Source organism: Methylobacterium sp. AC832, from assembly GCF_979256025.1.
In genome coordinates this window covers 1,043,023-1,065,747 of the sequence record NZ_CEEDMV010000001.1, presented here as the reverse complement: position 1 = coordinate 1,065,747, position 22,725 = coordinate 1,043,023, and the positions used below count along the sequence as shown (strand labels likewise).

Genomic DNA, 22,725 nt, shown 5'->3' with positions numbered 1-22,725 from the left:
CCTATTTTTTTTCCATGACGCACTGGAGAGGATGTTGGTGTTTACGCGCGAAGTCCATGACCTGCGTCACCTTGGTCTCCGCCACTTCGTACGTAAAGATCCCGCACTCGCCGACGCCGTTCTGATGCACGTGCATCATGATCTGGTAGGCATCGGCCTGTGATTTATTGAAGAACTTCTCGACCACGTGCACGACGAATTCCATCGGCGTGTAATCGTCGTTGAGCAGGAGGACGCGGTACAGGCTCGGCCGTTTGGTCTTGGGCTTGGTCCGCGTGATGATCGCAGTCCCCGAGCGACCGTCGTCGGTGCCACCCGGTCCAAGGGGATCAGCCGCGCGCGGCACCGTGGGACCGGCAGAATTCGCGCCATCACGTCCGATGGTCGCGGCGAAACTGCCGTGATCCATGACGGAAGAGACCAGACAACGCATCGGGTCGTCGAACATCGGAATAGCATCGACCCCATTTGTGGCAGCGGAGTCCGGACGCGGATATGTAAGAACCGACCGGTTTCCCGACTGCACGCTGGCGCGGCGCACCTGCTTCTCGTCCAATCTATAGGCCGTTTCCCGACTTCGCCAGTCGCCTGCGCGCACTTGTCCGGTCACTCGACGCCACGGATGCCTACCGCCGGGCGGACATCGCCCGGGCCCGGCGCCGGAAGGTGCCGTGGCGCACGAAAAAGGGCGACCGAGCCGTCGCTCGATCGCCCTTCGGAATAGCTTTTTCGGTCTCTCGGGCGCTGGCGCCGGGGGAGCTCAGTTGGTGGCGGGAAGCTTGATCTTCGTCAGGCCCTCGAGCGGCTTGCCGATTTCCTTAGCGAGTTCGGCATACAGGCCGCCGACCAGCTTCGCTTGAGCGACCATACGCTCGTAGGACGCCTTCATGAACTCGGCCTGGATTTCCATGGCGCTCTGAGGGGTCTTCGCCTCGGCCAGCTTCTTAATGGTGGCGGTGCCATGCTCGAACGACTGCTTGGTGTAATCCGCCATCTCGGTTCCGACGGTCTGGTTCGTCCGCGCCACCAGCGACACGTTCTTCATCACCGAGTCCATGCCGGATTTGTCGAAAGCGGGGATCTTGTCGAAAAGCTGACTGGTCATGGGATGCGAGATACCCTTTCGGGCATTCCTCTGGGGCCGGATGTCGACAAGGCCGGTTCCCCGACCCGCGGAAGCGACCAATGCCGTCTCTATGTGCGATGCAACATGGAACGTCAAGATCATGCTGCATCGCAGCAAAAACGGTCAAATCAATCGCTAGGCATTAACCGGGCCGTAACCGCGTCGACCTAGCCTGATTGACAGATGTTGCGAGGTCACGGCGGCACGTTCGCCGGCTTTGCAGTGATGATGCAGTGCAAGCCGATCTCACGATCGGTTGTCGAGGACACCCCGTCGCGATGCGTAGCGTTCCGAGTCGCTCCCGGACGACCCATGGACTGCCGGCCCTCATTGCGGCCGCAGCCGTTCTCACGGCCATCGCCTCGCCCGCCGACGCGCGTCGCGGGCACCATCACCGGGGCGGCGGCGGGGGCTACAACCCACCCTACGCCGCCATGGTGATCGACGTGAAGACCGGCCGCACCCTGCATGCGGTCAACGAGGATTCCCTCCGGCATCCCGCATCGATCACCAAGGTGATGACGCTCTACATGCTGTTCGAGCAGCTCGAGCGCGGCCGCTTCAATCTCGATTCGCCGCTGACCATCTCCGCCTTCGCAGCCTCCCAATCCCCGTCCAAGCTCGGGCTCCGGCCTGGCTCGACGATCGAGGTCGAGGACGCGATCAAGGCCATCGTCACGAAATCCGCCAACGACGTGGCTTGCGCCATCGGCGAGAACATCGCCGGCTCCGAGTCGAAATTCGCCGAGATGATGACCCGCAAGGCGCAGGCTCTGGGCATGACCAGGACCAACTACGCCAATGCCTCGGGCCTGCCCGATGCGGACCAGATCACCACGGCGCGCGATCTGACCATCCTCGCCCGCGCGATCCAGGACCGGTTTCCGCGCTACTACAAATATTTCCAGACCCGCTCCTTCGCCTTCCGCGGCCGGGTCATCGGAAACCACAACCGCCTCCTTGGAAATGTCGAGGGCGTCGACGGTATCAAAACCGGCTACACCCGCGATTCGGGCTTCAACCTGATGACCGCCGCCAAGTCCGACGACCGCCAGATCGTTGCGATCGTGCTCGGCGGAAAGTCGGGCGCCAGCCGCGACCGGATCATGGCCGATCTCGTCCGGGCGAACCTGCCCCGGGCCTATGCCGGCAACCGGCAGACGCCGGCCGTGACGGAAGTCGCCGAGCGGGGCCGTCCCGCCGTGGTCGCGGACGCCACGTCGCGGACCCGCACGCAGGTGGCCTCGGCCGATGACGAGGACGTGGAGGTCGAAACCACCGCTTCGACCCAGCCCCTCGACATCAGCCCGCGCCAGACAACCACGCCCGGAAGCGCCGGCGCCAAGTGGCGGAGCGGCGCCCTCCCTGCCTCGGCTCAGGCTTATGCCCCGAGCAGCGCGCCCGCCGCGTTCCCGGGAGCCAAAGCCTCGCCCAGCGGCAAGTCCGACGCCCGCCTCGCATCGGTCGACGGCGCTCGGTCCGACCCCGCACCGAAGGCAGCATCCACGAGCCGCGTCACGCCCACCGCCTGGGTGATCCAGCTCGGCGCCATGGACGACGAAGACAAGGCCAAATCGATGCTTTCCGAGGCTCGCAGCCGGGCCGGCAGCGCGCTCTCCAAGGCGTCACCTTACACCGTGCGGGTCGATCACGGCGGCGCCACCCTTTACCGGGCGCGGTTCTCCGGCTTCAGCGAACAGGAAGCTGCCCAGGATGCCTGCTCGACCCTGAAGCGCAACGGCTTCAACTGCTTCGCCACGCGAAGCTGAACTCCACCAACGCGACGGCTTCCCTCTTCAGGAGGCCGAAGCCGTCCTGACAACGGCGACGACGCCCTTCGCGTCTTCGTCGAACCCCGACGGCTGTTCGCCGGTCGGGTCTGATCGAGCATTTTTCTGGCAACGCGCGTGGAGTATCAGCGATGTCGGCTCACAAGCCTGTCTCGGGCCGCGTTGATACGCGAAGCCCCCTCGACCGTTCCGCCCTGGTCGGGATGCCACCGTTTCATCAGCGTCCGATGAGCCGTGCGGATCTGCTGCAAGGTCGCCCCGCTCTGAAGCCCCAGGATCTGGTGAGCCTCCTCCTGCGTCATCGACCCTGGATCCGGCGGACGGCGCGACCGCGCGTTGGCATCTCTCTCAGCGTCTACACGCCCGGCGGCCGTCCTGCCGTCGAGATACGTCTGTAGCCGGCGGGCGGCGATGCGATCCACCTTGCGGCAGACCGCGAAGATCTGCATCAGCGCCGCATCCGGAAGCTGTGAAAGGCGACGCCCGGCATAGGGACCGATCTGAACGATCCCGTCAGCGGTCCGTCCGTCCGGCATCACCTCGAACAACACGATCGCGGGCCGTGCGACGGCAACACGCCCGACCAGTCCGCGCAGCCGGACGACGAGGGCATCGACACCGTCGAGAAACCAGAACGCGATGCCTCCGAACAGGATCGCGAGTTCGACCCGTCCGCGAATTGCCGCCACAGCTGCCAGGGCGAGCAAGACATAGCCTCCGCTGCGTCTCACGACACGCGGCGTGATCAGGCGCCGCAAGCGCCGAACGAGTTGGGGCTTCGCGTTCTTCGCGTACCACCACAGGACGAACAGGGCCGCGAGGGCGGCGAGGATCGTCATCGGCGGATGTCGTGATCGAGCGAGACCCGTCCGGCGATCCGGATCTGGACCTCGCCAATCCGGTGCGAACCACTCCGCGAGCCGGTCTCCTCAGTAATACGGTCCGGGCAACGCTCACGAGACGGCGGGCGAACTCCCTCGGGAGCGTCGCCGGGGCATAAGCGCCGCGCCCTGTCGCTCGCTTCGGCCGGCATCGTGCCGAGCGCCAGCGCGACGCAGACGAGGGATCGGGACAGGCTGGCCTTCGTCGTCATTGCGTGTCTTGCGTGTTCTCGTGCGGCGCGGTTCCGTCCCTACTGCACCGGAAACGGCCAATGTGACAGCCCGAACCGGGAAAGCCTTATTGCCGCGTCTCTGCGACATCCGCCGTGGTGACCGTCACCTTGCGGATGCGCCCGTCCCGCTCCACAGCGAGCTCGATGGACTTGCCGATCCCCGCCGCTTCCATTGCCGCGGTGAGGTCGGCCAGGCGGTGCACGGACTGGCCGGCCGCTCCGACGATGATGTCGCCTATCGTGCCGGTCTGAACGTCGACGCCACGCAAGCCGGCTTCGGCGGCCGGCGATCCGCGCAGAACCCGCAGGACCACGACACCGTCGATCCCGAGGCGCGCGGCGGTGGCCTCCTGCCCGGCGATGATGCCGATACCCGGATTGCGGGTGCGTCCGTTGCGGATGAGTTCGGGGACGACCCGGTTCACGACATCCACGGGAATCGCGAAACCGATGCCGGCGCTGGCACCGGAGGGAGAATAGATCGCCGTGTTGACGCCCACGAGGCGTCCGGCGGAATCGAGGAGTGGCCCGCCCGAATTGCCGGGATTGATCGCGGCGTCGGTCTGGATGACGCCGGACAGCTCCCTCCCCTCCCCCGTCGGGAGGCGGCGGCGAAGCGCGCTGATGACACCCGTCGTCAGGGTATGGTCGAGACCGAATGGATTCCCGATGGCGAAGGCCGATTGCCCGACCTTGAGATCCGCCGAGGTACCGATGGCGAGGGGCGGCGGAACGGCGCCGGTGCCGCCGAGGCGAAGTACGGCGAGATCGTAGCTCGGCGCAGTCCCGACGATCGTCGCCGGACGGACTTCACCCGAGGAAAGACGGACGGACACCGACCCGCCCCGCTGGGCAGCCGATGCGACCACGTGATTGTTGGTGACCACATGCCCTGCGCCATCCCAGACGAAGCCCGTACCCGTCTGCGCGCCGGTGCCGCCCTCGCCCTCCTCGGCATCGGGGCTCATCAAAGAGCGCCCCTGGGCGGCGGCCTGGGCGAAGACATGCACGACCGACGGGCTCGCACGCTCGAACAACGTCGCGGTGGACACTTCCGCTTGGGCCAGATCCCCCCGCGCCGTGATCGCCCGCGGGGTTTCGGCCGAGAACAGGAGGGCCGCCACATAGGGCTGCCCGACATAGAGGGCCATGAGCACCAGGGCCGCCGTGATCGCGATGCGGCCAAAGCGGTCCGACATGTCACATCCCTTTCGCAGCTTTGGAAAAATTCTGGACTGCGTCTGTCGCATTAACTGGTCGGTCACGCATCTCCGTTCAACTGTTTTGACGGGCGGCACGATCCGGGTGCGCAGGCACACGGTTCCGCCCCAACGTTCAAGCTACAAGTATGACAAGCACTGCCACTCCCAACTCTTCATCATAAAAAGAGGGCCTCCCAGAGCAGCGGCTGCAAGCTTTGTGTCCAAAACATGATGCTTAAGGCAGGGGATAAAGGATTGGGTCTGCCATACTCATCATGGCAATGCCTAAATTGATCGCAAAGCTGCCCTAGAGATGCTTCCATTCTCACGGAAACACATCCCGCGCTGGCTGCGCCAAGTGCTGGTTCAGTCGCACAGACCCGCGGGGAATGACCCTCTCAGGTTTAAGGAAACATTGTTATGGAAACCGAAGCCCTCGAACGTCCTGCCGATCTGACGATCTGGCGGACCACTCCCGTCCCGGCGCCGCTGGCCCAGCCTGCGCGCTACGGCACCCTTCGCGAGGCGATCGAGGCCGCCGCAGGCGCCCTGACCGACCCGGCAAAGCAGCCATGGATCATCACGGAAGAAGGCGAAATTCTCTCGCCGAACTGGATCCGCACCTATCTCAACTAATCCGCTACGGCTTCTGTCAGCCGACTGACGAGCTCTTTTAAACCCAGCCGCCGGCGCGGAACCGACCGCGCCGCGCAGCGGGCGTAACGATGATGTAGCAAGTCGGACCCGCCTGTCCGATGCATGCGTCATTCTTTGCGGGCTACCCGAACCGTCCTACAGCATGGCCTGCGTCGATGCGGGCAATCATCGGGCCCTGTCGCCGATGGTGACCGAGGCTCAGACCTGTCGGTCCACGACCGCACCTTGGCCTTCGGGAAGAACGGCCTTCTGCTGATCGGCGGATTGCTGCAACATCTGGGAAATGGCCCGGTCGCTCTCGCCTTGCTTGCGTATGAAAGTCGTCTGCATCGACTCTCGCGTCGCAGCCGTCTGGTTCGACACGATCGACTGTGCAAGGCCGGCGATGGAATCACTCATGAACGGGGTTCCTCATGGCTCGAACGGGCATAGCCCGTTCGATCTTGCCAAACCTTGAAGAAGGCCGATCGCTATTATCTCGAATTTCTCCGCTCGATCCCGCCGTGTCGATAAATCTCCGGTTTGTTCACGAGGGTGACCAGCACGTAGGAAATGATCATCAGCAAATACCAGGCACCCAGTTTCTGCCAGGAAACCATCGCCCAGGTCGATGTCTGGTTCGGATAGAGCCAGACCCGCGTCCCCGTGCCGATATTTTCGGCAAACCAGATGAACAGTGCGACGAGCAGGAAGCCCAGGAGAAGCGGCATTCTCCGGTGCACCCGCCAGACTTTGAAATGCACCCAGGTTCGGCCGAACAACACGGCCGTTGCCGCGAACAACCCGAGGCGGATGTCCGTCGCGTAGTGATGGGTGAAGAAGTTCACGTAGATCGCCGCGGCCAGCAGGAGCGTCACGCCGGTGCCGGGATGATGGGTGAAGCGGAAGTCGAACAGGCGCCACACCCGGGCGATGTAGGAGCCGATGCTCGCATACATGAAGCCGGTGAAGAGCGGCACACCCGCAATGCGGAGCAGACTGGCCTCCGGATAGATCCATGACCCGACGGCAGTCTTGAAGATCTCCATCACCGTCCCGACCACATGGAAGAGCGCAATCACTTTCGCCTCCTCCCAGGTCTCCATGCGCAGGGCGAGAAGCGCTATCTGTATCGCCACCGCCGACAGCGTGAGAAAATCGTACCGACTGATCGCCGCATGCGGCGGATAGAGCAGGTAGCTCGCGATGAGCAGGGCGCAGAGCAAACCGCCGAACAGGCACGCCCACCCCTGCTTGATGCCGAACCTCAGGAATTCGTAGAGTCCCGCCGCGAAAGGTCCCCGCCCCAGGGCCCATGCACCGAGACGTGCCTCAATGCCGGCGAACCGGGCGATGGGCGGCCAGGTGCGGGCGGCGCTTTGGGTCTGGATGTCTGTCACGTAAGCGGTTCCGGCAGTGGCGCAGCCCGCCTTAGCGTAGCCGAGGGTGAAGCTCGACCTTATCGATAGCGCGGGAGGGCAATCGCTTGCCGATGCGGACGACCGAGCAAGACGCCGATTGGGAATCGGAGCGTGTGCGACGCGATCTGGCCCGCTTGCAGAAGCTCTTGGCCCGGCGTCGGTTTCGCGCCATCGCCATGCGCGTGTTTCGAGGCGTTCTTGGTAGCGGCGCCAGCTTCGCGGCGCTGATCAAGCTGAAGCTTTCCGGCTCGCTCGTGCTGAAGGGCGGTCTCGCCCTCCTCGTCGGGCTCAGCCTCGCCTGGCCGATCGTATTTGGAATCCTGCTTGCCCTGGCTTTCGTCGTCCTGGCGATCGTCGGAATCATGGAGGGTGAAACCCCCAACTGCCCGGACACGTGCTGGGAGGCCTCGAAGCGACGCGACAGGCTGCGCGAACTGATCGACGAACGCATCGAGTGGCTCGAAAGCCGATCAGGAGGCGCCGAGAACTGAACGATGCCGCAGTCTGAGGATGTGCCGGAAGCCCCCCTCCGCGGAGTCGGGATCGCGGTTCATCCTCAAAATGAATTTGAGAGGGATAGCCCGAAGCCGGCGCTTCACTATAATGCTTCGCCATACGCCGCCGCACGAGTTCGATCACATGACGTCCCGTATCCCTGATTTCGCGAACGTCCCCTACGCGGCAGATGCCTTCACGGCGCCCGTGCCGCCGGCAGGCGAGCCCTGGATGACGCCGGAAGGCATCCCGGTGAAGGGCGTCTATGGGCCGGAGGATCGCGAGGGGATCGAGTTTCTGCACACTTATCCCGGTGTCGCGCCTTATCTGCGCGGCCCCTACCCGACGATGTACGTGACGCAGCCCTGGACGATCCGGCAATATGCCGGCTTCTCCACGGCTGAGGATTCGAACGCCTTTTATCGGCGCAACCTCGCGGCCGGACAGAAGGGCCTGTCGGTGGCCTTCGATCTCGCCACCCACCGGGGCTACGATTCCGATCATCCGCGCGTCTCGGGCGATGTCGGCATGGCCGGCGTGGCGATCGATTCGATCTACGACATGCGGACGCTGTTCTCGGGCATCCCGCTGGACGAGATGACCGTCTCGATGACGATGAACGGCGCGGTGCTGCCGATCCTGGCGCTCTACATCGTGGCGGCCGAGGAGCAGGGCGTGCCGCCGGAGAAGCTCGCCGGCACGATCCAGAACGACATCCTCAAGGAGTTCATGGTCCGCAACACCTACATCTACCCGCCGGCGGGTTCGATGCGGATCATCGGCGACATCTTCGCCTACACGTCGGCTCACATGCCGAAATTCAACTCGATCTCGATCTCCGGCTACCACATGCAGGAAGCCGGTGCGACGAACGACCTCGAACTCGCCTACACGCTCGCCGACGGCGTCGAGTACATCAAGGCCGGTCTCGCGGCCGGGCTGACCATCGACAAGTTCGCACCCCGCCTGTCGTTCTTCTGGGCCATTTCCACCAATTTCTTCATGGAAATCGCCAAGATGCGGGCCGCGCGCCTGATCTGGGCCAAGCTCGTGAAGGAGTTCGAGCCGAAGACCGACAAGTCCCTGCCCCTGCGCACTCACAGCCAGACGAGCGGCTGGTCGCTGACCGCCCAGGACGTGTTCAACAACGTCACCCGCACCTGCATCGAGGCGATGGCCGCAACGCAGGGCGGCACCCAGTCGCTCCACACCAACGCCCTCGATGAGGCGCTAGCGCTGCCCACCGACTTCTCGGCGCGCATCGCCCGCAACACCCAGCTCTTCCTGCAGCAGGAGAGCGGCACGACGCGGATCGTCGATCCGTGGGGCGGCTCCTACTATGTCGAGAAGCTGACCCAGGACATCGTCGCCCGCGCCTGGGAGCATCTCCGCGAAGTCGAGGAATTGGGCGGGATGGCCAAGGCCATCGAGGCCGGCATCCCCAAGCTGCGGATCGAGGAGGCTGCGGCCCGCGCCCAGGCGCGGATCGATTCCGGCCGCCAGACCATCGTCGGCGTCAACAAATTCAAGCCCGAGGATGACCGCGCCATCGAGCTGATGCGCGTCGACAACGGCAATGTCCGCATGCTCCAGATCGACAAGCTCAAGAGGCTGCGTGCTGAGCGCAACCAGGCCGACGTCGATGCGGCCCTTGCGGCACTGACCGCAGCCGCTAAAGGCGAGGGCAATCTCCTGGCGCTCGGTGTCGAGGCTGCCCGCGCGAAGGCGACGGTCGGAGAGATTTCCGACGCGCTGGAAAAGGCCTGGGGCCGGCATCGGGCGGAGATCCGCTCGATATCGGGCGTCTACAAGCGAGAGGTGGGTGGCATGTCGCCGGTGGTCGAGACCGTTCGTCAGCTCGTGGAGACCTTCGAGGAGAATGACGGGCGGCGCCCGCGTATTCTCGTCGCGAAAATGGGCCAGGATGGACATGACCGAGGTCAGAAGGTGATCGCCTCGGCCTTCGCCGATCTCGGCTTCGACGTGGATATCGGACCCCTCTTCGCCACTCCCGCCGAAGCCGCACGTCAGGCTGTGGAGAACGACGTCCACATCGTCGGTGTGTCGTCTCTTGCCGCCGGCCACCTGACGCTGGTGCCTGAATTGAAGGCAGCCCTCACAGAACAAGGCCGGGGCGACGTGATGATCGTGATTGGCGGGGTCATCCCCCCGGGCGATTATCCCGCCCTCCATGCCGCTGGCGCATCTGCAATTTTCCCACCCGGCACGGTCATTGCTGACGCTGCGGTGAAATTGATCGAAGAACTCAACGGAAGGCTCGGTTACAGCACGCGTCAGGCCGCCGAATAGGGCGTTCATGTTACACGACCGTAGTGCAAGAGATCGGCTTCGACGCTGGCCTCAAGCGCTTGCCTAATGCATTTATCGTTTTTGCCGCATTTTTCATCCCACGCCGGGTTGGTTGCGGTGCATCAAAATTGTATTTCGCGGCAACGTACTGAACTGAAATTGTGAGTTGACGCCGATGGCCTCAGGATTTTTCCCTCTCATCCATCCGGTCATCCTCTGCGGAGGCTCCGGTACGCGTCTCTGGCCTGCTTCCCGCGAGAGCATGCCGAAGCAGTTCACTCTGCTCGTGAACGCGGACAGTTCGACCTTCCAGGACACGGCCCGTCGGGTCACCGACGGAACCGCCTTCTCGCGGCCGACGATCATCACCAGCAGTGAAGCCCGCTTCATCGTGGCGGAACAACTTCTGCAGGCCGAGGTCCAAGCCGACATCGTGCTCGAGCCGGAGCGTCGCGATTCCGCCGCGGCCGTTGCGGTAGCCGCCCTCCATGCCGCCCGCCGCGACCCGGAGGCCGTGGTGATGATCCTGGCGGCCGACCATGTCATCGGTGACACCGCGGCCTTCGTCGAGGCTGCACGCGCCGCCGCGGTTGGTGCGCAGGCGGGCCGCATCATGACCCTCGGAATCGAGCCGACCGCTCCATCCACCGCCTATGGCTATATCCGCAAGGGCGCGCCCATCGACGGCGTAGAGGGTGCCTATGATGTCGGGCGCTTCGTGGAGAAGCCCAATCGTCATGGCGCGGAAAGCCTGATCGCCGACGGGGCCCTGTGGAACAGCGGGTACTTCCTGTTCCGGGCCGACGTCATGCTGGCCGAACTCGAGACCTATGTCCCGGAGATCCTGGCCGCGACACGCACGGCCCTCGACAAGGCGACGAGCGATCTCGATTTCCTGCGCCTGGATTCCGCCGCCTTCGCCAGCGCGCCGAAGACCTCCATCGATTACGCGGTGATGGAGCGGACCGATCGCGCCGGAGTCCTGCCGGTCTCCTTCCCCTGGTCCGATGTCGGCACCTGGGATGCGGTCTGGGACGTCCTGCCTCGTGATGCGTTGGGCAATGCTGTGCGCGGCCGCGTGGAACTCGTCGAGACCCGGGGCAGCCTGATCCATAGCGAGGGCGAGCACCTCACTGCGGTGGTCGGCGTCGACGACATCGTCGTCGTCTCGACCCCGGATGCCGTACTCGTCACCTCGAAGGCCAAGGCCGGGCTCGTCAAGGAGCTGGTCACGCAGCTGCGCGAGAAAGCCCATCCGGAGGCGGATGCCCATCGCCGGATGTTCCGCCCCTGGGGCTGGTATCAGCGCATCGATATCGGCGAGCGTTTCCAGGTGAAGCGCATCATGGTGACGCCGGGCGGGCGGCTCTCACTGCAAAAGCACTTCCACCGTGCCGAGCATTGGGTCGTGGTGCGCGGCACGGCCGAGGTCACCGTGGATGACCGTGTCGTGCTGGTTCACGAGAACGAGGCGGTCTACCTGCCCATCGGATCGATGCATCGCCTCACCAACCCGGGCAAGATCCCCCTCGAACTCATCGAGGTCCAGGTCGGATCCTATACCGGCGAGGACGACATCATCCGCGTCGAGGACATCTACGGGCGTTAAAACGAGAGACGGTCGGCCTCAGGCGGCCACAGGCCGCTCGGCCCGGCCGCGATAGGACAGGGCCTCGGCGAGATGGATGCGGCGCACCCGCTCCTCCCCGTCGAGGTCCGCCAGGGTGCGCGCCACGCGCAGGACGCGGTGAAAGCCGCGAGCCGAAAGGCGCATGGTTTCCGCCGCGTCGCGGATCAACGCCGTACCGTCGGCATCCGGCGCGGCCATCTCTTCGATCATCGGAGCCGGACATGTGGCGTTGGTGACGACGCCGGTGAGCCCCTGCGCGGTGAAGCGCTCGGTCTGCAGTGCCCGAGCGACTGCGACCCGCGCCGCCGTTTCGGCCGAGCCTTCGGCGGGAGGCGGTAGGATCAGATCGGCCGCCGTGACTGCCCCAACCTCGATTCGCAGGTCGATCCGGTCGAGGAGCGGCCCGGAGATACGGGCGCCATATTGCGCGACACAACGCTCGTTGGGTCCACGTCGACAGGCATAGCCCGGCTCGAGGGCCTGACCGCAGCGACACGGATTCATCGCGGCGATCAGCTGGAACCGCGCCGGATAGGTCACCCGGTGATTGGCGCGCGCGATCATGACCTCTCCGGTCTCCATCGGCTGGCGTAGGGAATCGAGCACCTGGGGTGTGAATTCGGGAAGCTCGTCTAGAAACAATACGCCGCCATGCGCCAGGGAGGCCTCGCCAGGGCGGGCATTCATTCCGCCGCCCACCAAGGCCGCCATCGAGGCCGAATGGTGGGGCTGGCGGAAGGGGCGCCGGTTCGAGAGTGCACCGCCTTTCAGCTCGCCGGCCACAGACTGGATCATCGAGACTTCGAGGAGTTCGCGCGGACCTAGCGGCGGCAGAATCGAAGGAAGCCGCGCGGCGAGCATGGATTTGCCCGCGCCCGGTGGGCCGTTCATCAGCAAGTTGTGCCCTCCGGCGGCGGCAATTTCGAGGGCTCGCTTGGCGCCTTCCTGGCCCTTGATGTCGCGAAGGTCGGGCAGGCGTCCCGTGCTCGTGGCCACGGCCGGTTCGGGCCGGGCCATCACCTGGCTTCCCTTGAAATGATTGGCCAGTTGAATCAGCGAACGCGGGGCCAGCACGTCCATATCGCCGCCGGCCCAGGCTGCCTCGGGTCCCGTCGCCGCTGGGCAGATCAGGCCAAGTCCTCGCGCATTCGCCGCCATCGCGGCGGGCAGGACGCCGTTCACCGCCGTGATCGTGCCGTCGAGAGCGAGCTCACCAAGAACGCAGTACCCGGCGAGCGCATCGGGTGGGATCGCGCCGATGGCGGCCATCACCGCGAGGGCGATGGGAAGGTCGTAATGCGAGCCTTCCTTCGGCAGGTCCGCCGGAGCGAGGTTGACGGTGATGCGCTTTGCCGGAAGCGCCAGTCCCGATGCGATCAGCGCGGAGCGCACGCGCTCGCGCGATTCCGCTACGGCTTTGTCCGCCAGCCCCACCACCATGAACATCACCGCCCCCGGGGCGATCTGGACCTGGACGTCGACGGCGCGCGCCTCGATCCCCTCGAAGGCGACTGTGGCGACGCGGGTGACCATGGATCCAGACCCCTAAGCTTATAGCCAAGGTTAGGATGCGCCATGGCTCATGACAACCAGCGCGTGCGCCCTTGCTTACGTGTCATGGAACTCCATTCCCGATTCTCCGTTCGAAAGTGTCACTTTCCCGACCAATGAATTCCACCATGTCGATCAAGACTGCGAGCCTCGCTGCCATCGCCCTCGGTTTCGCCCTCACTGGCACCGCCTTCGCCGACCGTGCGCCGACCCCCGAGGAGCGTACCAAGATCGAAGCCACCTTGAAGAAGGAAGGCTTCACCAAGTGGGGCAAAATCGAAGTCGAGGAGCACGAGATCGACGTGGACGACGCCATCGATGCGAATGGCAAGCAGTTCGACCTCGAACTCGACCTCAAGACCTACGCGATCACCACTCGCGAAGCCGAATAAGCGCTTCGTCCGTCCTGGCGCTTGCGTTCCAGCAAGGCGCCGGCCATATAGCGCTCGGGAGGTTGGCGAGGGACGTTTCACTCGCCAACCGGGTCAGGTCCGGAAGGAAGCAGCCCTAACGAGACCGAGCGGGTCTTCGTCCAGCCTCCCACCTTCGTTTCTTTTGAGGTCCGCGTGGCGGCATCCCCCGACCCGGGGCCGCTCGAACCACGCAAGGCGGCATGGACGCGACCTCCGGCACTCCGAGCGATTTTCCCGGCCTTCCGGGTCTTCCCGAGCCCGTACCGGCGGCCACGCCCTACCGGGTGCTGGCGCGCAAATACCGCCCCCAGAATTTCGATGATCTGATCGGCCAGGGCGCGATGGTCCGCACATTGGCCAACGCGTTCGCGGCCAATCGCATTCCACAAGCCTGGATGCTGACCGGTGTGCGCGGTGTCGGCAAGACGACGACCGCCCGCATCCTCGCCCGTGGCCTGAACTACCTGCGCGACGGGCATCCCGATACCGGCCCCACCATCGCCATGCCGGAGCTCGGCCGCCATTGTCAGGCGATCATGGAATCACGGCACATGGACGTGCTGGAGATGGATGCCGCCTCGCATACCGGTATCGACGACGTACGCGGCATCATCGACGGCATCCGCTATTCGCCGGTCTCCGCCCGCTACAAGGTCTACATCGTCGACGAGGTGCACATGCTGTCGGAGAAGGCGTTCAACGCCTTTCTAAAGACGCTGGAAGAACCGCCGCCCCACGCCAAATTCGTCTTCGCCACCACCGAGATCCGCAAGGTGCCGGTGACGATCCTGTCGCGCTGCCAGCGTTTCGACCTGCGTCGGGTCGAGGCCGACACCATGGTCGCCCATCTGGCCAAGATCTGCGCGGCCGAATCCGTCGAGGCCGAGCCGGAAGCCCTGGCGGCGATCACCCGCGCCGCCGAAGGTTCGGTGCGTGACGCGCTCTCGCTCCTCGACCAGGCCATCGCCCATGGCGCCGGCCTGGTCACCGGGGCGAGCGTGCGCGACATGCTCGGCCTCGCAGACAGGGGGCGGATCGTCGACCTGTTCGAGGCGGTGATGCGTGGCGACGTACCGACTTCTTTCGCCGAGATCCGCAGCCAGTACGAAGCGGGCGCGGATCCCGCCGTCGTCCTGTCGGACCTGGCGAGCTTCACCCATTTGGTCACCCGGCTGAAGCTCGTCCCCGATGCGGCGGCGGCCGACCCGACCTTGAGCGCCGACGAGCGCGGTCGCGGAGGTGAGTTCGCGGCCAAACTGTCCATTCGCGCCCTGTCCCGCGCATGGCAGATCCTGCTGAAGGCGATTCCCGAGGTCCAGACCGCCGCGAGACCGCTCGCCGCCGCCGAAATGGCTCTCGTTCGCCTGGCCTATGCCGCCGATCTGCCGACGCCGGACGAGGCCCTACGACAGTTGAAATCGGATGCGTTCGCCGCAACCCCGATGACATCGACGGGAGCTACACTGCCGAGTGCATCCACGCCGAGCGGAGTGTCATCTGCGCATGCCGGAGCAGCACACTCGGCCACATCGGGCCCGCCGCCGGGGGCTTCGCAGTCATTGGCCGCACAATCGATGGCCTCGCCATCGATCGACTTGCCATCGATCGACTTGCCCCCGCCGCGTCCCGCGCTGACCCTCGCGGCGAGCGGCGGCGCGCGTGTGAATCTCGTCCCGGCCCCCGCGCCGAAAGCAGCGCCCCGCGAGGCTGGTCCGCGCCTGACCTGTTTCGAGGATATCGTCGCCCTCGCCGACGAGCGCCGCGACATCGGTCTCAAGATGGCGCTGGAACGGGAAGCGCATCTCGTACGGTTCGAGGAAGGGCGGATCGAGTTCCGCCTGGCGGAGGGGGGCCGGCAGAGCCTGCCCAACGATCTTGCCCGTTCGCTGGATGCCTGGACCGGCCGACGCTGGATCGTGGCGCTGTCGAAGGAGGAGGGAGAGCCCACCCTTGCCTACAAGGCACGCGCCGCGCTGGAATCGCGCCATGAGAACGCGGCGGCGCACCCTCTGGTGAAGGAAGTGCTCGCGCGCTTCCCCGGCGCTCAGATCATCGACGTGCGGGACAAGGCCCCCCCGGTGGAATCGGCTGGCAGCACGGATCTCACGCCGGTCGACCCCGAAAGCACCGGAGATCCGGACGACGAGGCATAGCGCTTCGCCGCTGCCGACCCCAGATGCCGTCCTGTAATCGTCTCACTTCGTTTTGAAAGCTCAGCCATGCGCGACCTCATGGGAATCATGAAGCAGGCCCAGGCCATGCAGGAGAAGATGGCGACCCTGCAGCGCGAGCTCGATACCGTCGAGGTCAGCGGCGCGTCCGGCGGAGGCGCGGTCGCCGTGACGATGACCGCCAAGGGCCTCGTAAAGGGCGTCACCCTCGATCCTGGGCTGATGAACCCCGACGAACGTGAGATCCTGGAAGATCTGATCGTGGCCGCGGTCAATGACGCGCGCGGGAAAGCCGAGCAGGTGGCGGCCGAACGCATGGGCGAACTGACCAAGGGATTGCCGATCCCGCCGGGGCTGAACCTGTTCTAGGTCTTCGGCCGGTTCTTCGTCGTAGGGGCCGATCCCGGCACGAGCCGGGATCGGATGATGATCTGTCTCAGGCCGCGATGACCTGAACCGGCTCGGCGGCGCGCACGTCGGCGTCCACATGGGCCTCGAAGCGCTTGAAGTTCTCCCGGAACATCGACACGAGGCGCGTCGCCGTCTCGGCGAAAGCCGTCTTGTTGCCCCAGGTCTTTACGGGCTGAAGAATGTGCGGCTCGACCCCCTGAACGAAAGCCGGAACCGCGAAGCCAAAATACGGATCGCGACGGAACTCGGTCTTCGACAGCGACCCGTCCAGGGCGGCACCGAGCAGGCGACGGGTCACGCGGATCGGCATGCGCCGTCCGGTGCCGACACCGCCGCCGGTCCAGCCGGTATTCACCAGCCAGCAATCCACATCGTGATGGGCGATGAGATCACGCAACAGGTTGCCATAGACGCTCGGGTGCCGGGGCATGAAAGGTGCGCCGAAACAGGTCGAGAACGTCGCCTCGGGCGCCGTCAGGCCGCGTTCCGTTCCGGCCACCTTGGCGGTGTAGCCGGAGAGGAAGTGGTACATCGCCTCCGCGCCCGAGAGCTTGGCGATGGGTGGCATCACCCCGAACGCGTCGCAGGTGAGCATCACGATGTTCTTTGGGTGAGCGGCCCTGCCCGTGGCGCTGGCATTGGCGATGAAGTCGAGCGGGTAGGCGCAGCGGGTATTCTCGGTCAGCGACGCATCGTCGAAATCGGGGCGACGCGAGAGCGGGTCGATCACCACATTCTCCATCACCGTGCCGAAACGCTCGGTCGTGGCGTAGATCTCGGGCTCGGCGTTGCGGGAGAGACGGATGGTCTTGGCGTAGCAGCCACCCTCGAAATTGAAGATGCCGTCCTTGCTCCAGCCATGCTCGTCGTCGCCGAGCAGCTGCCGCGAGGAATCGTTGGAGAGCGTGGTCTTGCCGGTGCCCGAGAGGCCGAAGAACAGGGCGGACTCGCCCTCGGCATCCAGCGCCGCATTGGCCGAGCAATGCATCGGCATCACGCCCGCGCCGGGCAGAACGTAGTTCAGATAGGTGAAGACCGACTTCTTCATCTCGCCGGCATAGGCGCTGCCGCCGATGAGGACGATCTTCCGGGTGAAGTCGATTGCGATGACGGTCTTCGAGCGGCAGCCGTGACGGTGCGGTTCGGCTTGGAAGCTCGGAAGATCGATGATCGTCAGACCGGGGACGTAATCCTCAAGAGCCGAACGGTCGGGCCGGATCAGCAGGTTGCGGATGAAGAGCGAGTGCCAGGCGAGTTCGGTGAAGACCCGCGCCTGGACACGGTGGGCCGGATCGGCACCGCCATAGAGGTCCTGGGCGAAGAGTTCGCGCCCTTCGGCATGGCTGAGGAAATCCTGGTACAGCGTCTCGAATTGCTCGGGCGTAATCGCGCCGTTGTTCTCCCACCAGATTTCGTTCTCGGTGTTGGCGTCACGGACGATGAACTTGTCCTTCGGCGAACGACCGGTATGGCTGCCCGTGGTCGCCACGAGGGCGCCGCCATGGGCGAGCTGCGATTCACCACGGCTCAGGGATTCCTCGTAGAGCCGTGGGGGTTCCAGGTTCCAATGAACCGCCTTCAGATTGCGCAGGCCGATTTTTTCGGGTCCATGGCTGGCGTTGAAATCGCCGAAATGTGTCACGTCCGCTACTCCTCGAACACCTGATCGCTTTGAGGTCTGGCTTGGCCGGAATCTCCCATTCGTCTTCCGGACGGTCCGATGGAGCGTCCACGCGGTCGTTCAGGTCCGCCGCGCACAGGTTCACCACTCTATCGAATGGACCTGCTTATTCTCCGGCAGCCATCGGTCAATTGAGACGGCAACGGTTTAAAAGACGAACGAACGGATCTGTCAGAGAAACAAAGGGGTATCCGGAGCGGCGTCGGAACGCATGCGGCGGCGGCGATTCCCGACTACAAGACGACGAGATCCGACTCCATTTAACGAACACGGCTGCGGCCGTCTGACGGAACACGTATGGCCCAAGCCGTTGCCGGCCCCGAAATCGAACGCCTGATCCAGCTCCTCGCGCGAATGCCGGGGCTCGGCCCGCGCTCGGCCCGGCGCGCGGCGCTGCATCTCATCAAAAAGCGAGAAGCTCTGCTCGCTCCGCTGGCGGAGGCGATGCAGGTGGCCTCCGAGCGCATCGTCGTGTGCCAGGAATGTGGCAACGTCGATACAAGCGACCCATGCACCATCTGCCGGGACGCGTCGCGCGATCCCTCCATCCTGGTGGTGGTCGAGGATGTCTCCGACCTCTGGGCCTTGGAGCGGTCGGGCGCGGTGACGGCGCGCTATCACGTCCTCGGTGGCGTGCTCTCCGCACTCGATGGTGTCCGGCCGGAGCATCTCAACCTCGCGAGCCTGGTGGACCGGGCCGGGAATGGCGATGTCCGGGAGATCATCCTGGCGCTGAACGCCACGGTCGATGGTCAGACAACCGCGCATTACGTCACCGAATCCCTGGCGCATCACGGGCTGAAAGTGACCCGCCTCGCCCATGGCGTGCCGGTGGGGGGAGAGCTCGATTATCTCGACGAAGGGACACTCTCGGCGGCCATCCGAAGCCGGACGGCGTTCTGAGCCGCATTGCTCCCCCCGGCCGATTTGACCGGCCATCCGCCAAACCTTATCTGCGGGTCCGGCACGGCGGACCCGGGAGACAGGGAGCCGGGCCCTTTTCATCGACAGATCCGGCCGCGCCATGACCATCCGCCCCCTCGTCATCCTGCCAGACGCCCGCCTGCGTCAGGTGTCGACCCCCGTCGGTACCATCGACGACGAGATCCGCACCCTAGCCGCTGACATGCTGGAGACGATGTACGATGCCCCGGGCGTCGGCCTCGCCGCCATCCAGGTCGGCGTGACCAAGCGTGTAGTCACGATCGACACGTCGAAGGACGAGAACGCGCGGCAGCCGCAGGTCTTCATCGACCCGGAGATCGTCTGGGCTTCGGAGGAGAAGCGCGTCTATGACGAGGGCTGCCTGTCGATCCCCGAATATTACGGCGAGGTCGAGCGGCCCGACCGGGTGCGCGTACGCTTTCGCGACCTTTCCGGTGAAACCCGCGAGATCGAGGCGGACGGGCTTCTGGCCACCTGCATCCAGCACGAGATCGATCACCTCGACGGCGTACTCTTCATCGATCACCTGTCGAAGTTGAAGCGCGACCGGGTCATCAAGAAATTCGTCAAGGCGGCCAAGCGCGGCGAGGACGTCTGATCCCATCCTTCAACAGAGAGCGCGCGCGATGAAGCTCGTCTTCATGGGGACGCCCGATTTCGCCGTGGCGACCCTGGCGCGCCTGGCGGAAGACGGTCACGACATCGCCGCGGTCTATACCCGCGCCCCGGCGCGGTCCGGGCGCGGCATGGCTTTGCGTCCGTCCCCGGTCCATGCGCTGGCGGACAGGCTCGGCCTGCCGGTTCATACCCCCACGACGCTGAAGACGCCGGATGCGCTCACGCTGTTCCGATCGCACGGATGCGATGTCGCCGTGGTCGTCGCCTACGGGATGCTGCTGCCTCAGGCGATCCTCGACGTGCCGCGCCACGGGTGCCTGAACCTCCACGCCTCCCTGCTGCCCCGTTGGCGCGGGGCGGCACCGATGCAACGCGCGGTCATGGCGGGGGATACGGAGAGCGGTGTCGGCATCATGCGCATGGAGGCGGGCCTCGATACCGGCCCCGTGGCCCTGGAAGAACGGGTCGCCATCACCCCCGGCATGAGTGCGGGAGACCTTCACGATACGCTGATGCCCGTTGGCGCGGCGCTCATGAGCCGGGCCCTCGGCCAGCTGGAATACGAGCCCCTCCCCCTCACGCCCCAATCCGAGGAGGGTCTCGTCTACGCGCACAAGATCACCAATGACGAGGCGCGCATCGACTGGTCCAAGCCGGCGAGTGAGGTGGCGAACCATATCAACGGGCTGTCGCCCTTCCCCGGAGCCTTCTTCGAGGCCGATCTCGGCAAGGGGCCGGAACGGGTGAAGGTGCTGCGCGCCCTGCCAAAGGAGGGACAGGGCACGCCCGGCACTCTGCTCGATGCGGCCGGAACCGTCGCCTGCGGCGAGGGCGCCGTGCAGCTCACAGAGTTGCGCCGGGCCGGCAAGGGCGGCATCGTCACGGGTGCGGAATTCGTGCGCGGTGCGCATGTCGCGCCGGGAACGCGCTTCCCGTGAACTCAGAGACCAGGGGCCGTCGCTGATGCCCCGCTACAAACTCGTCATCGAGTATGACGGCGCTCCGTTCTGCGGATGGCAGCGGCAGGCCGAAGACATCACCGTCCAGGGCGCCATCGAGGACGCCGTCAAACGCTTCACAGGGGAGGACCTGCGCTTGACCTGCGCCGGTCGGACAGATGCCGGCGTCCACGCCATCCATCAGGTGGCCCATCTGGACCTCATCAAGGACTGGCGCACGGATACGGTGCGCGACGCCCTGAACGCCCATCTCCGCCCGCTACCGGTCGCCATCGTCAGCGCCGAGCGGGTCGGGCCCGGTTTCGATGCGCGCCACTCCGCCATTCGACGGCATTACCGCTACCACATCTTCAACCGGCGCAGCCCGCCTGCCCTGACACGCGACCATGTCTGGCACGTGCCATGGCCGCTCGATGCCGAGGTGATGCACAGGGCCGCGCAAGGTCTCCTCGGTCGCCACGACTTCACCGCCTTTCGCGCCGCCGAGTGTCAAGCGAACAGCCCGATCCGTACCCTCGAACAGCTCGACGTGGCCACGGTAACGATGGGCCTGTTCGAGGAGATCGTGATCTCGACCTCGGCGCGCTCGTTCCTGCACCATCAGGTCCGCGCCATGGTTGGAACGCTGATGATGGCCGGCTGCGGACGATTCGGCATCGCCGAGGTCGCCGACATCCTGGCGAGCCGCGACCGCGCCCGCTGCGGCCCGATGGCGCCCGCCAAGGGACTGACCTTCGTGGGGGTGGATTACGGGCCAGACCGGGAATCTACTGAGTAAGCAATTTCAGATTGTATTTTGCCAGCGAAAAGGCATCTTCAGGCAACCTCGACGATCTTCGACATCGTGAGGCCTGGAGCCTTCGCCCGTGGAAACGCCATTCCAGATCATCCTCGTTCTCGCGACTGTCTTCGCGGTCGTCTCGCCGCTGATCTTCGTCGCCATACGAGAGGCGATCAAACTTCAGAGGCAGGAGATCATCACGGATCTCGCAACGGTCTTCGATAGATCGGATCAGCCGGGGCCGATGCTGATCCCATCCTTCGAATTCGTGAAATACAAGTATTTCGTCGGGGCCAAGCGCAGCAGCGACCCGACCGCAGGATTCGGTGGCGATGATCGAACGAATGCCATGGCGCGGGAGGCGCATCGCAAACGCGAGGATTTCTCGAAGGTCTCCTGGCTCATCGGCTGCGCTCCCTTCAGCGCATTCGCGGGGATCGGCATGTTCTACGGATTGTCGCTGCTCCTCTGGATGTTCGCCGGACAACCGACGACACCGTCCGGTTTCAGCTGGCCGGGCGTGACGTATCCGACGCCGGGTAGCCTGGGGCTGGTCTGGCTCCTGGGAATCTGCGCGGCCTTCGCCGGAAGCTACGTTACGGCGTTGCGCAGTTTCTACCGCGCGATCAAGAACTTCGACATGAGCCCCGGGACGATCGTCGGCGAGAGCATCAGGATGCTGGTCAGCATCGCGCTCGGGCCGATCCTCGTCATTTCCATCCTCTGGATCGGGACGGACGTGGTCTCCGCACTGCTGAAAGCAGATTCCCTCGCGACTGCGCCGGCCACCATCGCTGCAGTGGTCGTTGCCTGTTTCGTCGCCGGGATCATGCCAGATGTCGTCATGCGGAGCATCGTGCAAAGAGACCAGCTGAAGAACTTCAAACGCGAGGAAGAGGACGTCTTCCGGGCCTTCAAGATCACACCCGTAGAGATCATCGACGGGATCGACAGCAACATCCGCGTCAGGCTCGACGATCACCACATCCACTCGACACAGAACCTAGCGACCGCCAATCCGCTGATGCTGTTCGTAGAGACACCGTTCGGCGTCTACCAGATCATGGATTGGGTGGCGCAGGCGCAGCTCTGCTGTTCGGTCGGCAGAGAGAGGGTCATCCGGCTTTGGCCCCTAGGCGTGCGGACCCTGTTCGACCTCGAACGTCTCGCGGCTTCCACCGACGGCACACACGAAAACCTGCTACTGGAAGTCGGGCGCATCATCCTCGGTGACAGTCTCGTTCCGCTCAGTGTCAAGGATCCCAAGGCTGCGGCCGCGCTGACGAGAGCCAGTATCGAGCTCCGCCTGGACGATCCGCATGTCCACCGCCTTCGGCAGATCTACATCGCCGTCGGGGAAAGATTGGGCCCGCGCAATCGCCGCTTCACCTTGCACCGGCATCGCCTCCAATGCCGGTATCGCATTCGCGATAGCTGGGTTCGACGGTCGATGATGTGCAAGGCGTCGTGA

General features: G+C 64.9%; 22 protein-coding genes and 1 other RNA gene. 14 read left to right on the top strand and 9 right to left on the bottom strand.

What is annotated here, in order from left to right:
• Window position 1: 1 nt before the first annotated feature.
• Window positions 2-409, bottom strand: a complete 408-nt coding sequence (clpS, locus tag AC0IXR_RS04945) for an ATP-dependent Clp protease adapter ClpS (protein WP_461225495.1) — start codon at window positions 407-409, stop codon at window positions 2-4.
• 351 nt (window positions 410-760) lie between these two features.
• Window positions 761-1,105, bottom strand: coding sequence for a phasin family protein (locus AC0IXR_RS04940; RefSeq protein WP_471759898.1), 345 nt, complete (start codon window positions 1,103-1,105; stop codon window positions 761-763).
• 299 nt (window positions 1,106-1,404) lie between these two features.
• Between AC0IXR_RS04940 and AC0IXR_RS04935 the strand changes: the two genes are divergently transcribed.
• Window positions 1,405-2,895, top strand: coding sequence for an SPOR domain-containing protein (locus tag AC0IXR_RS04935; RefSeq protein WP_471759897.1), 1,491 nt, complete (start codon window positions 1,405-1,407; stop codon window positions 2,893-2,895).
• Window positions 2,896-3,041: 146 nt separating this feature from the next.
• On the opposite strand, the gene AC0IXR_RS04930 is transcribed toward AC0IXR_RS04935, so the two are convergent.
• From AC0IXR_RS04930 to AC0IXR_RS04920, 3 genes are all read right to left on the bottom strand, one after another.
• A complete protein-coding gene (locus AC0IXR_RS04930) occupies window positions 3,042-3,755 on the bottom strand; it encodes a J domain-containing protein (RefSeq protein WP_471759896.1) in 714 nt (237 codons plus the stop codon).
• A complete protein-coding gene (locus AC0IXR_RS04925; protein WP_311275121.1) occupies window positions 3,752-4,009 on the bottom strand; it encodes a hypothetical protein in 258 nt (85 codons plus the stop codon). Before AC0IXR_RS04925 ends, AC0IXR_RS04930 begins: the two co-directional genes overlap by 4 nt.
• A gap of 86 nt (window positions 4,010-4,095) precedes the next feature.
• Window positions 4,096-5,229, bottom strand: coding sequence for a S1C family serine protease (locus tag AC0IXR_RS04920; protein WP_471759895.1), 1,134 nt, complete (start codon window positions 5,227-5,229; stop codon window positions 4,096-4,098).
• 423 nt (window positions 5,230-5,652) lie between these two features.
• On the opposite strand from AC0IXR_RS04920, the gene AC0IXR_RS04915 reads away from it, so the two are divergent.
• Window positions 5,653-5,868 (top strand): hypothetical protein, encoded by a 216-nt coding sequence (locus AC0IXR_RS04915; RefSeq protein WP_018044781.1) that lies wholly within the window; start codon window positions 5,653-5,655, stop codon window positions 5,866-5,868.
• A gap of 219 nt (window positions 5,869-6,087) precedes the next feature.
• On the opposite strand, the gene AC0IXR_RS04910 is transcribed toward AC0IXR_RS04915, so the two are convergent.
• Window positions 6,088-6,288 (bottom strand): hypothetical protein, encoded by a 201-nt coding sequence (locus AC0IXR_RS04910; protein WP_056430960.1) that lies wholly within the window; start codon window positions 6,286-6,288, stop codon window positions 6,088-6,090.
• 74 nt (window positions 6,289-6,362) lie between these two features.
• Window positions 6,363-7,268: a DUF817 domain-containing protein gene (locus AC0IXR_RS04905; protein WP_311275119.1), complete on the bottom strand. Its 906-nt coding sequence runs from the start codon at window positions 7,266-7,268 to the stop codon at window positions 6,363-6,365.
• A gap of 92 nt (window positions 7,269-7,360) precedes the next feature.
• Here AC0IXR_RS04905 and AC0IXR_RS04900 point away from each other — a divergent pair, with 92 nt between their 5' ends.
• The 3 genes from AC0IXR_RS04900 to AC0IXR_RS04890 all read left to right on the top strand — a co-directional run bounded on the left by AC0IXR_RS04900 (window position 7,361) and on the right by AC0IXR_RS04890 (window position 11,703).
• Window positions 7,361-7,780 (top strand): hypothetical protein, encoded by a 420-nt coding sequence (locus AC0IXR_RS04900; protein WP_471760240.1) that lies wholly within the window; start codon window positions 7,361-7,363, stop codon window positions 7,778-7,780.
• A gap of 148 nt (window positions 7,781-7,928) precedes the next feature.
• On the top strand, window positions 7,929-10,094 hold the full coding sequence (scpA, locus tag AC0IXR_RS04895) for a methylmalonyl-CoA mutase (protein ID WP_056431563.1): 2,166 nt from the start codon (window positions 7,929-7,931) through the stop codon (window positions 10,092-10,094).
• A gap of 175 nt (window positions 10,095-10,269) precedes the next feature.
• Window positions 10,270-11,703, top strand: a complete 1,434-nt coding sequence (locus AC0IXR_RS04890; protein WP_471759894.1) for a mannose-1-phosphate guanylyltransferase/mannose-6-phosphate isomerase — start codon at window positions 10,270-10,272, stop codon at window positions 11,701-11,703.
• Between the two features lie 18 nt (window positions 11,704-11,721).
• Here the strand turns inward: AC0IXR_RS04890 and AC0IXR_RS04885 are convergent, their stop codons facing one another.
• Window positions 11,722-13,257: a YifB family Mg chelatase-like AAA ATPase gene (locus AC0IXR_RS04885; protein ID WP_311275116.1), complete on the bottom strand. Its 1,536-nt coding sequence runs from the start codon at window positions 13,255-13,257 to the stop codon at window positions 11,722-11,724.
• A 146-nt stretch (window positions 13,258-13,403) separates the two neighbouring features.
• Here AC0IXR_RS04885 and AC0IXR_RS04880 point away from each other — a divergent pair, with 146 nt between their 5' ends.
• The 4 genes from AC0IXR_RS04880 (at window position 13,404) to AC0IXR_RS04865 (ending at window position 16,228) form a co-directional block, all read left to right on the top strand.
• Window positions 13,404-13,667 (top strand): PepSY domain-containing protein, encoded by a 264-nt coding sequence (locus AC0IXR_RS04880; RefSeq protein ID WP_056430974.1) that lies wholly within the window; start codon window positions 13,404-13,406, stop codon window positions 13,665-13,667.
• Window positions 13,668-13,723: 56 nt separating this feature from the next.
• Window positions 13,724-13,820: signal recognition particle sRNA small type (ffs, locus tag AC0IXR_RS04875), an RNA gene on the top strand.
• Between the two features lie 68 nt (window positions 13,821-13,888).
• A complete protein-coding gene (locus AC0IXR_RS04870) occupies window positions 13,889-15,841 on the top strand; it encodes a DNA polymerase III subunit gamma/tau (RefSeq protein WP_471759893.1) in 1,953 nt (650 codons plus the stop codon).
• A 66-nt stretch (window positions 15,842-15,907) separates the two neighbouring features.
• Window positions 15,908-16,228, top strand: coding sequence for a YbaB/EbfC family nucleoid-associated protein (locus AC0IXR_RS04865; protein ID WP_056430980.1), 321 nt, complete (start codon window positions 15,908-15,910; stop codon window positions 16,226-16,228).
• 67 nt (window positions 16,229-16,295) lie between these two features.
• Here the strand turns inward: AC0IXR_RS04865 and AC0IXR_RS04860 are convergent, their stop codons facing one another.
• A complete protein-coding gene (locus tag AC0IXR_RS04860; RefSeq protein WP_311275113.1) occupies window positions 16,296-17,912 on the bottom strand; it encodes a phosphoenolpyruvate carboxykinase in 1,617 nt (538 codons plus the stop codon).
• 336 nt (window positions 17,913-18,248) lie between these two features.
• On the opposite strand from AC0IXR_RS04860, the gene recR reads away from it, so the two are divergent.
• The 5 genes from recR to AC0IXR_RS04835 all read left to right on the top strand — a co-directional run bounded on the left by recR (window position 18,249) and on the right by AC0IXR_RS04835 (window position 22,725).
• A complete protein-coding gene (recR, locus tag AC0IXR_RS04855; RefSeq protein WP_056430987.1) occupies window positions 18,249-18,854 on the top strand; it encodes a recombination mediator RecR in 606 nt (201 codons plus the stop codon).
• A gap of 121 nt (window positions 18,855-18,975) precedes the next feature.
• The gene (locus tag AC0IXR_RS04850) at window positions 18,976-19,494 is read left to right on the top strand and encodes a peptide deformylase (RefSeq protein ID WP_471759892.1); all 519 of its coding nucleotides are present in this window, start codon (window positions 18,976-18,978) and stop codon (window positions 19,492-19,494) included.
• A gap of 28 nt (window positions 19,495-19,522) precedes the next feature.
• Window positions 19,523-20,452, top strand: a complete 930-nt coding sequence (gene fmt, locus AC0IXR_RS04845) for a methionyl-tRNA formyltransferase (protein ID WP_471759891.1) — start codon at window positions 19,523-19,525, stop codon at window positions 20,450-20,452.
• A gap of 25 nt (window positions 20,453-20,477) precedes the next feature.
• Entirely contained in the window at window positions 20,478-21,251 is a 774-nt protein-coding gene (truA, locus tag AC0IXR_RS04840; RefSeq protein ID WP_471759890.1) for a tRNA pseudouridine(38-40) synthase TruA, read from the top strand.
• A gap of 88 nt (window positions 21,252-21,339) precedes the next feature.
• Window positions 21,340-22,725: a hypothetical protein gene (locus tag AC0IXR_RS04835; RefSeq protein ID WP_471759889.1), complete on the top strand. Its 1,386-nt coding sequence runs from the start codon at window positions 21,340-21,342 to the stop codon at window positions 22,723-22,725.

Bases quoted from the DNA above. Each gene is read 5' to 3' on its own strand.
- AC0IXR_RS04910 (WP_056430960.1), bottom strand. From the start codon at position 6,288: ATGAGTGATTCCATCGCCGGCCTTGCACAGTCGATCGTGTCGAACCAG.
- clpS (WP_461225495.1), bottom strand. From the start codon at position 409: ATGGATCACGGCAGTTTCGCCGCGACCATCGGACGTGATGGCGCGAAT.
- AC0IXR_RS04915 (WP_018044781.1), top strand. From the start codon at position 5,653: ATGGAAACCGAAGCCCTCGAACGTCCTGCCGATCTGACGATCTGGCGG.
- AC0IXR_RS04900 (WP_471760240.1), top strand. From the start codon at position 7,361: ATGCGGACGACCGAGCAAGACGCCGATTGGGAATCGGAGCGTGTGCGA.
- AC0IXR_RS04885 (WP_311275116.1), bottom strand. From the start codon at position 13,257: ATGGTCACCCGCGTCGCCACAGTCGCCTTCGAGGGGATCGAGGCGCGC.
- AC0IXR_RS04890 (WP_471759894.1), top strand. From the start codon at position 10,270: ATGGCCTCAGGATTTTTCCCTCTCATCCATCCGGTCATCCTCTGCGGA.
- AC0IXR_RS04925 (WP_311275121.1), bottom strand. From the start codon at position 4,009: ATGACGACGAAGGCCAGCCTGTCCCGATCCCTCGTCTGCGTCGCGCTG.
- AC0IXR_RS04940 (WP_471759898.1), bottom strand. From the start codon at position 1,105: ATGACCAGTCAGCTTTTCGACAAGATCCCCGCTTTCGACAAATCCGGC.
- AC0IXR_RS04930 (WP_471759896.1), bottom strand. From the start codon at position 3,755: ATGACGATCCTCGCCGCCCTCGCGGCCCTGTTCGTCCTGTGGTGGTAC.
- fmt (WP_471759891.1), top strand. From the start codon at position 19,523: ATGAAGCTCGTCTTCATGGGGACGCCCGATTTCGCCGTGGCGACCCTG.
- AC0IXR_RS04880 (WP_056430974.1), top strand. From the start codon at position 13,404: ATGTCGATCAAGACTGCGAGCCTCGCTGCCATCGCCCTCGGTTTCGCC.
- recR (WP_056430987.1), top strand. From the start codon at position 18,249: ATGGCCCAAGCCGTTGCCGGCCCCGAAATCGAACGCCTGATCCAGCTC.
- AC0IXR_RS04850 (WP_471759892.1), top strand. From the start codon at position 18,976: ATGACCATCCGCCCCCTCGTCATCCTGCCAGACGCCCGCCTGCGTCAG.
- AC0IXR_RS04920 (WP_471759895.1), bottom strand. From the start codon at position 5,229: ATGTCGGACCGCTTTGGCCGCATCGCGATCACGGCGGCCCTGGTGCTC.
- truA (WP_471759890.1), top strand. From the start codon at position 20,478: ATGCCCCGCTACAAACTCGTCATCGAGTATGACGGCGCTCCGTTCTGC.
- scpA (WP_056431563.1), top strand. From the start codon at position 7,929: ATGACGTCCCGTATCCCTGATTTCGCGAACGTCCCCTACGCGGCAGAT.
- AC0IXR_RS04870 (WP_471759893.1), top strand. From the start codon at position 13,889: ATGGACGCGACCTCCGGCACTCCGAGCGATTTTCCCGGCCTTCCGGGT.
- AC0IXR_RS04935 (WP_471759897.1), top strand. From the start codon at position 1,405: ATGCGTAGCGTTCCGAGTCGCTCCCGGACGACCCATGGACTGCCGGCC.
- AC0IXR_RS04865 (WP_056430980.1), top strand. From the start codon at position 15,908: ATGCGCGACCTCATGGGAATCATGAAGCAGGCCCAGGCCATGCAGGAG.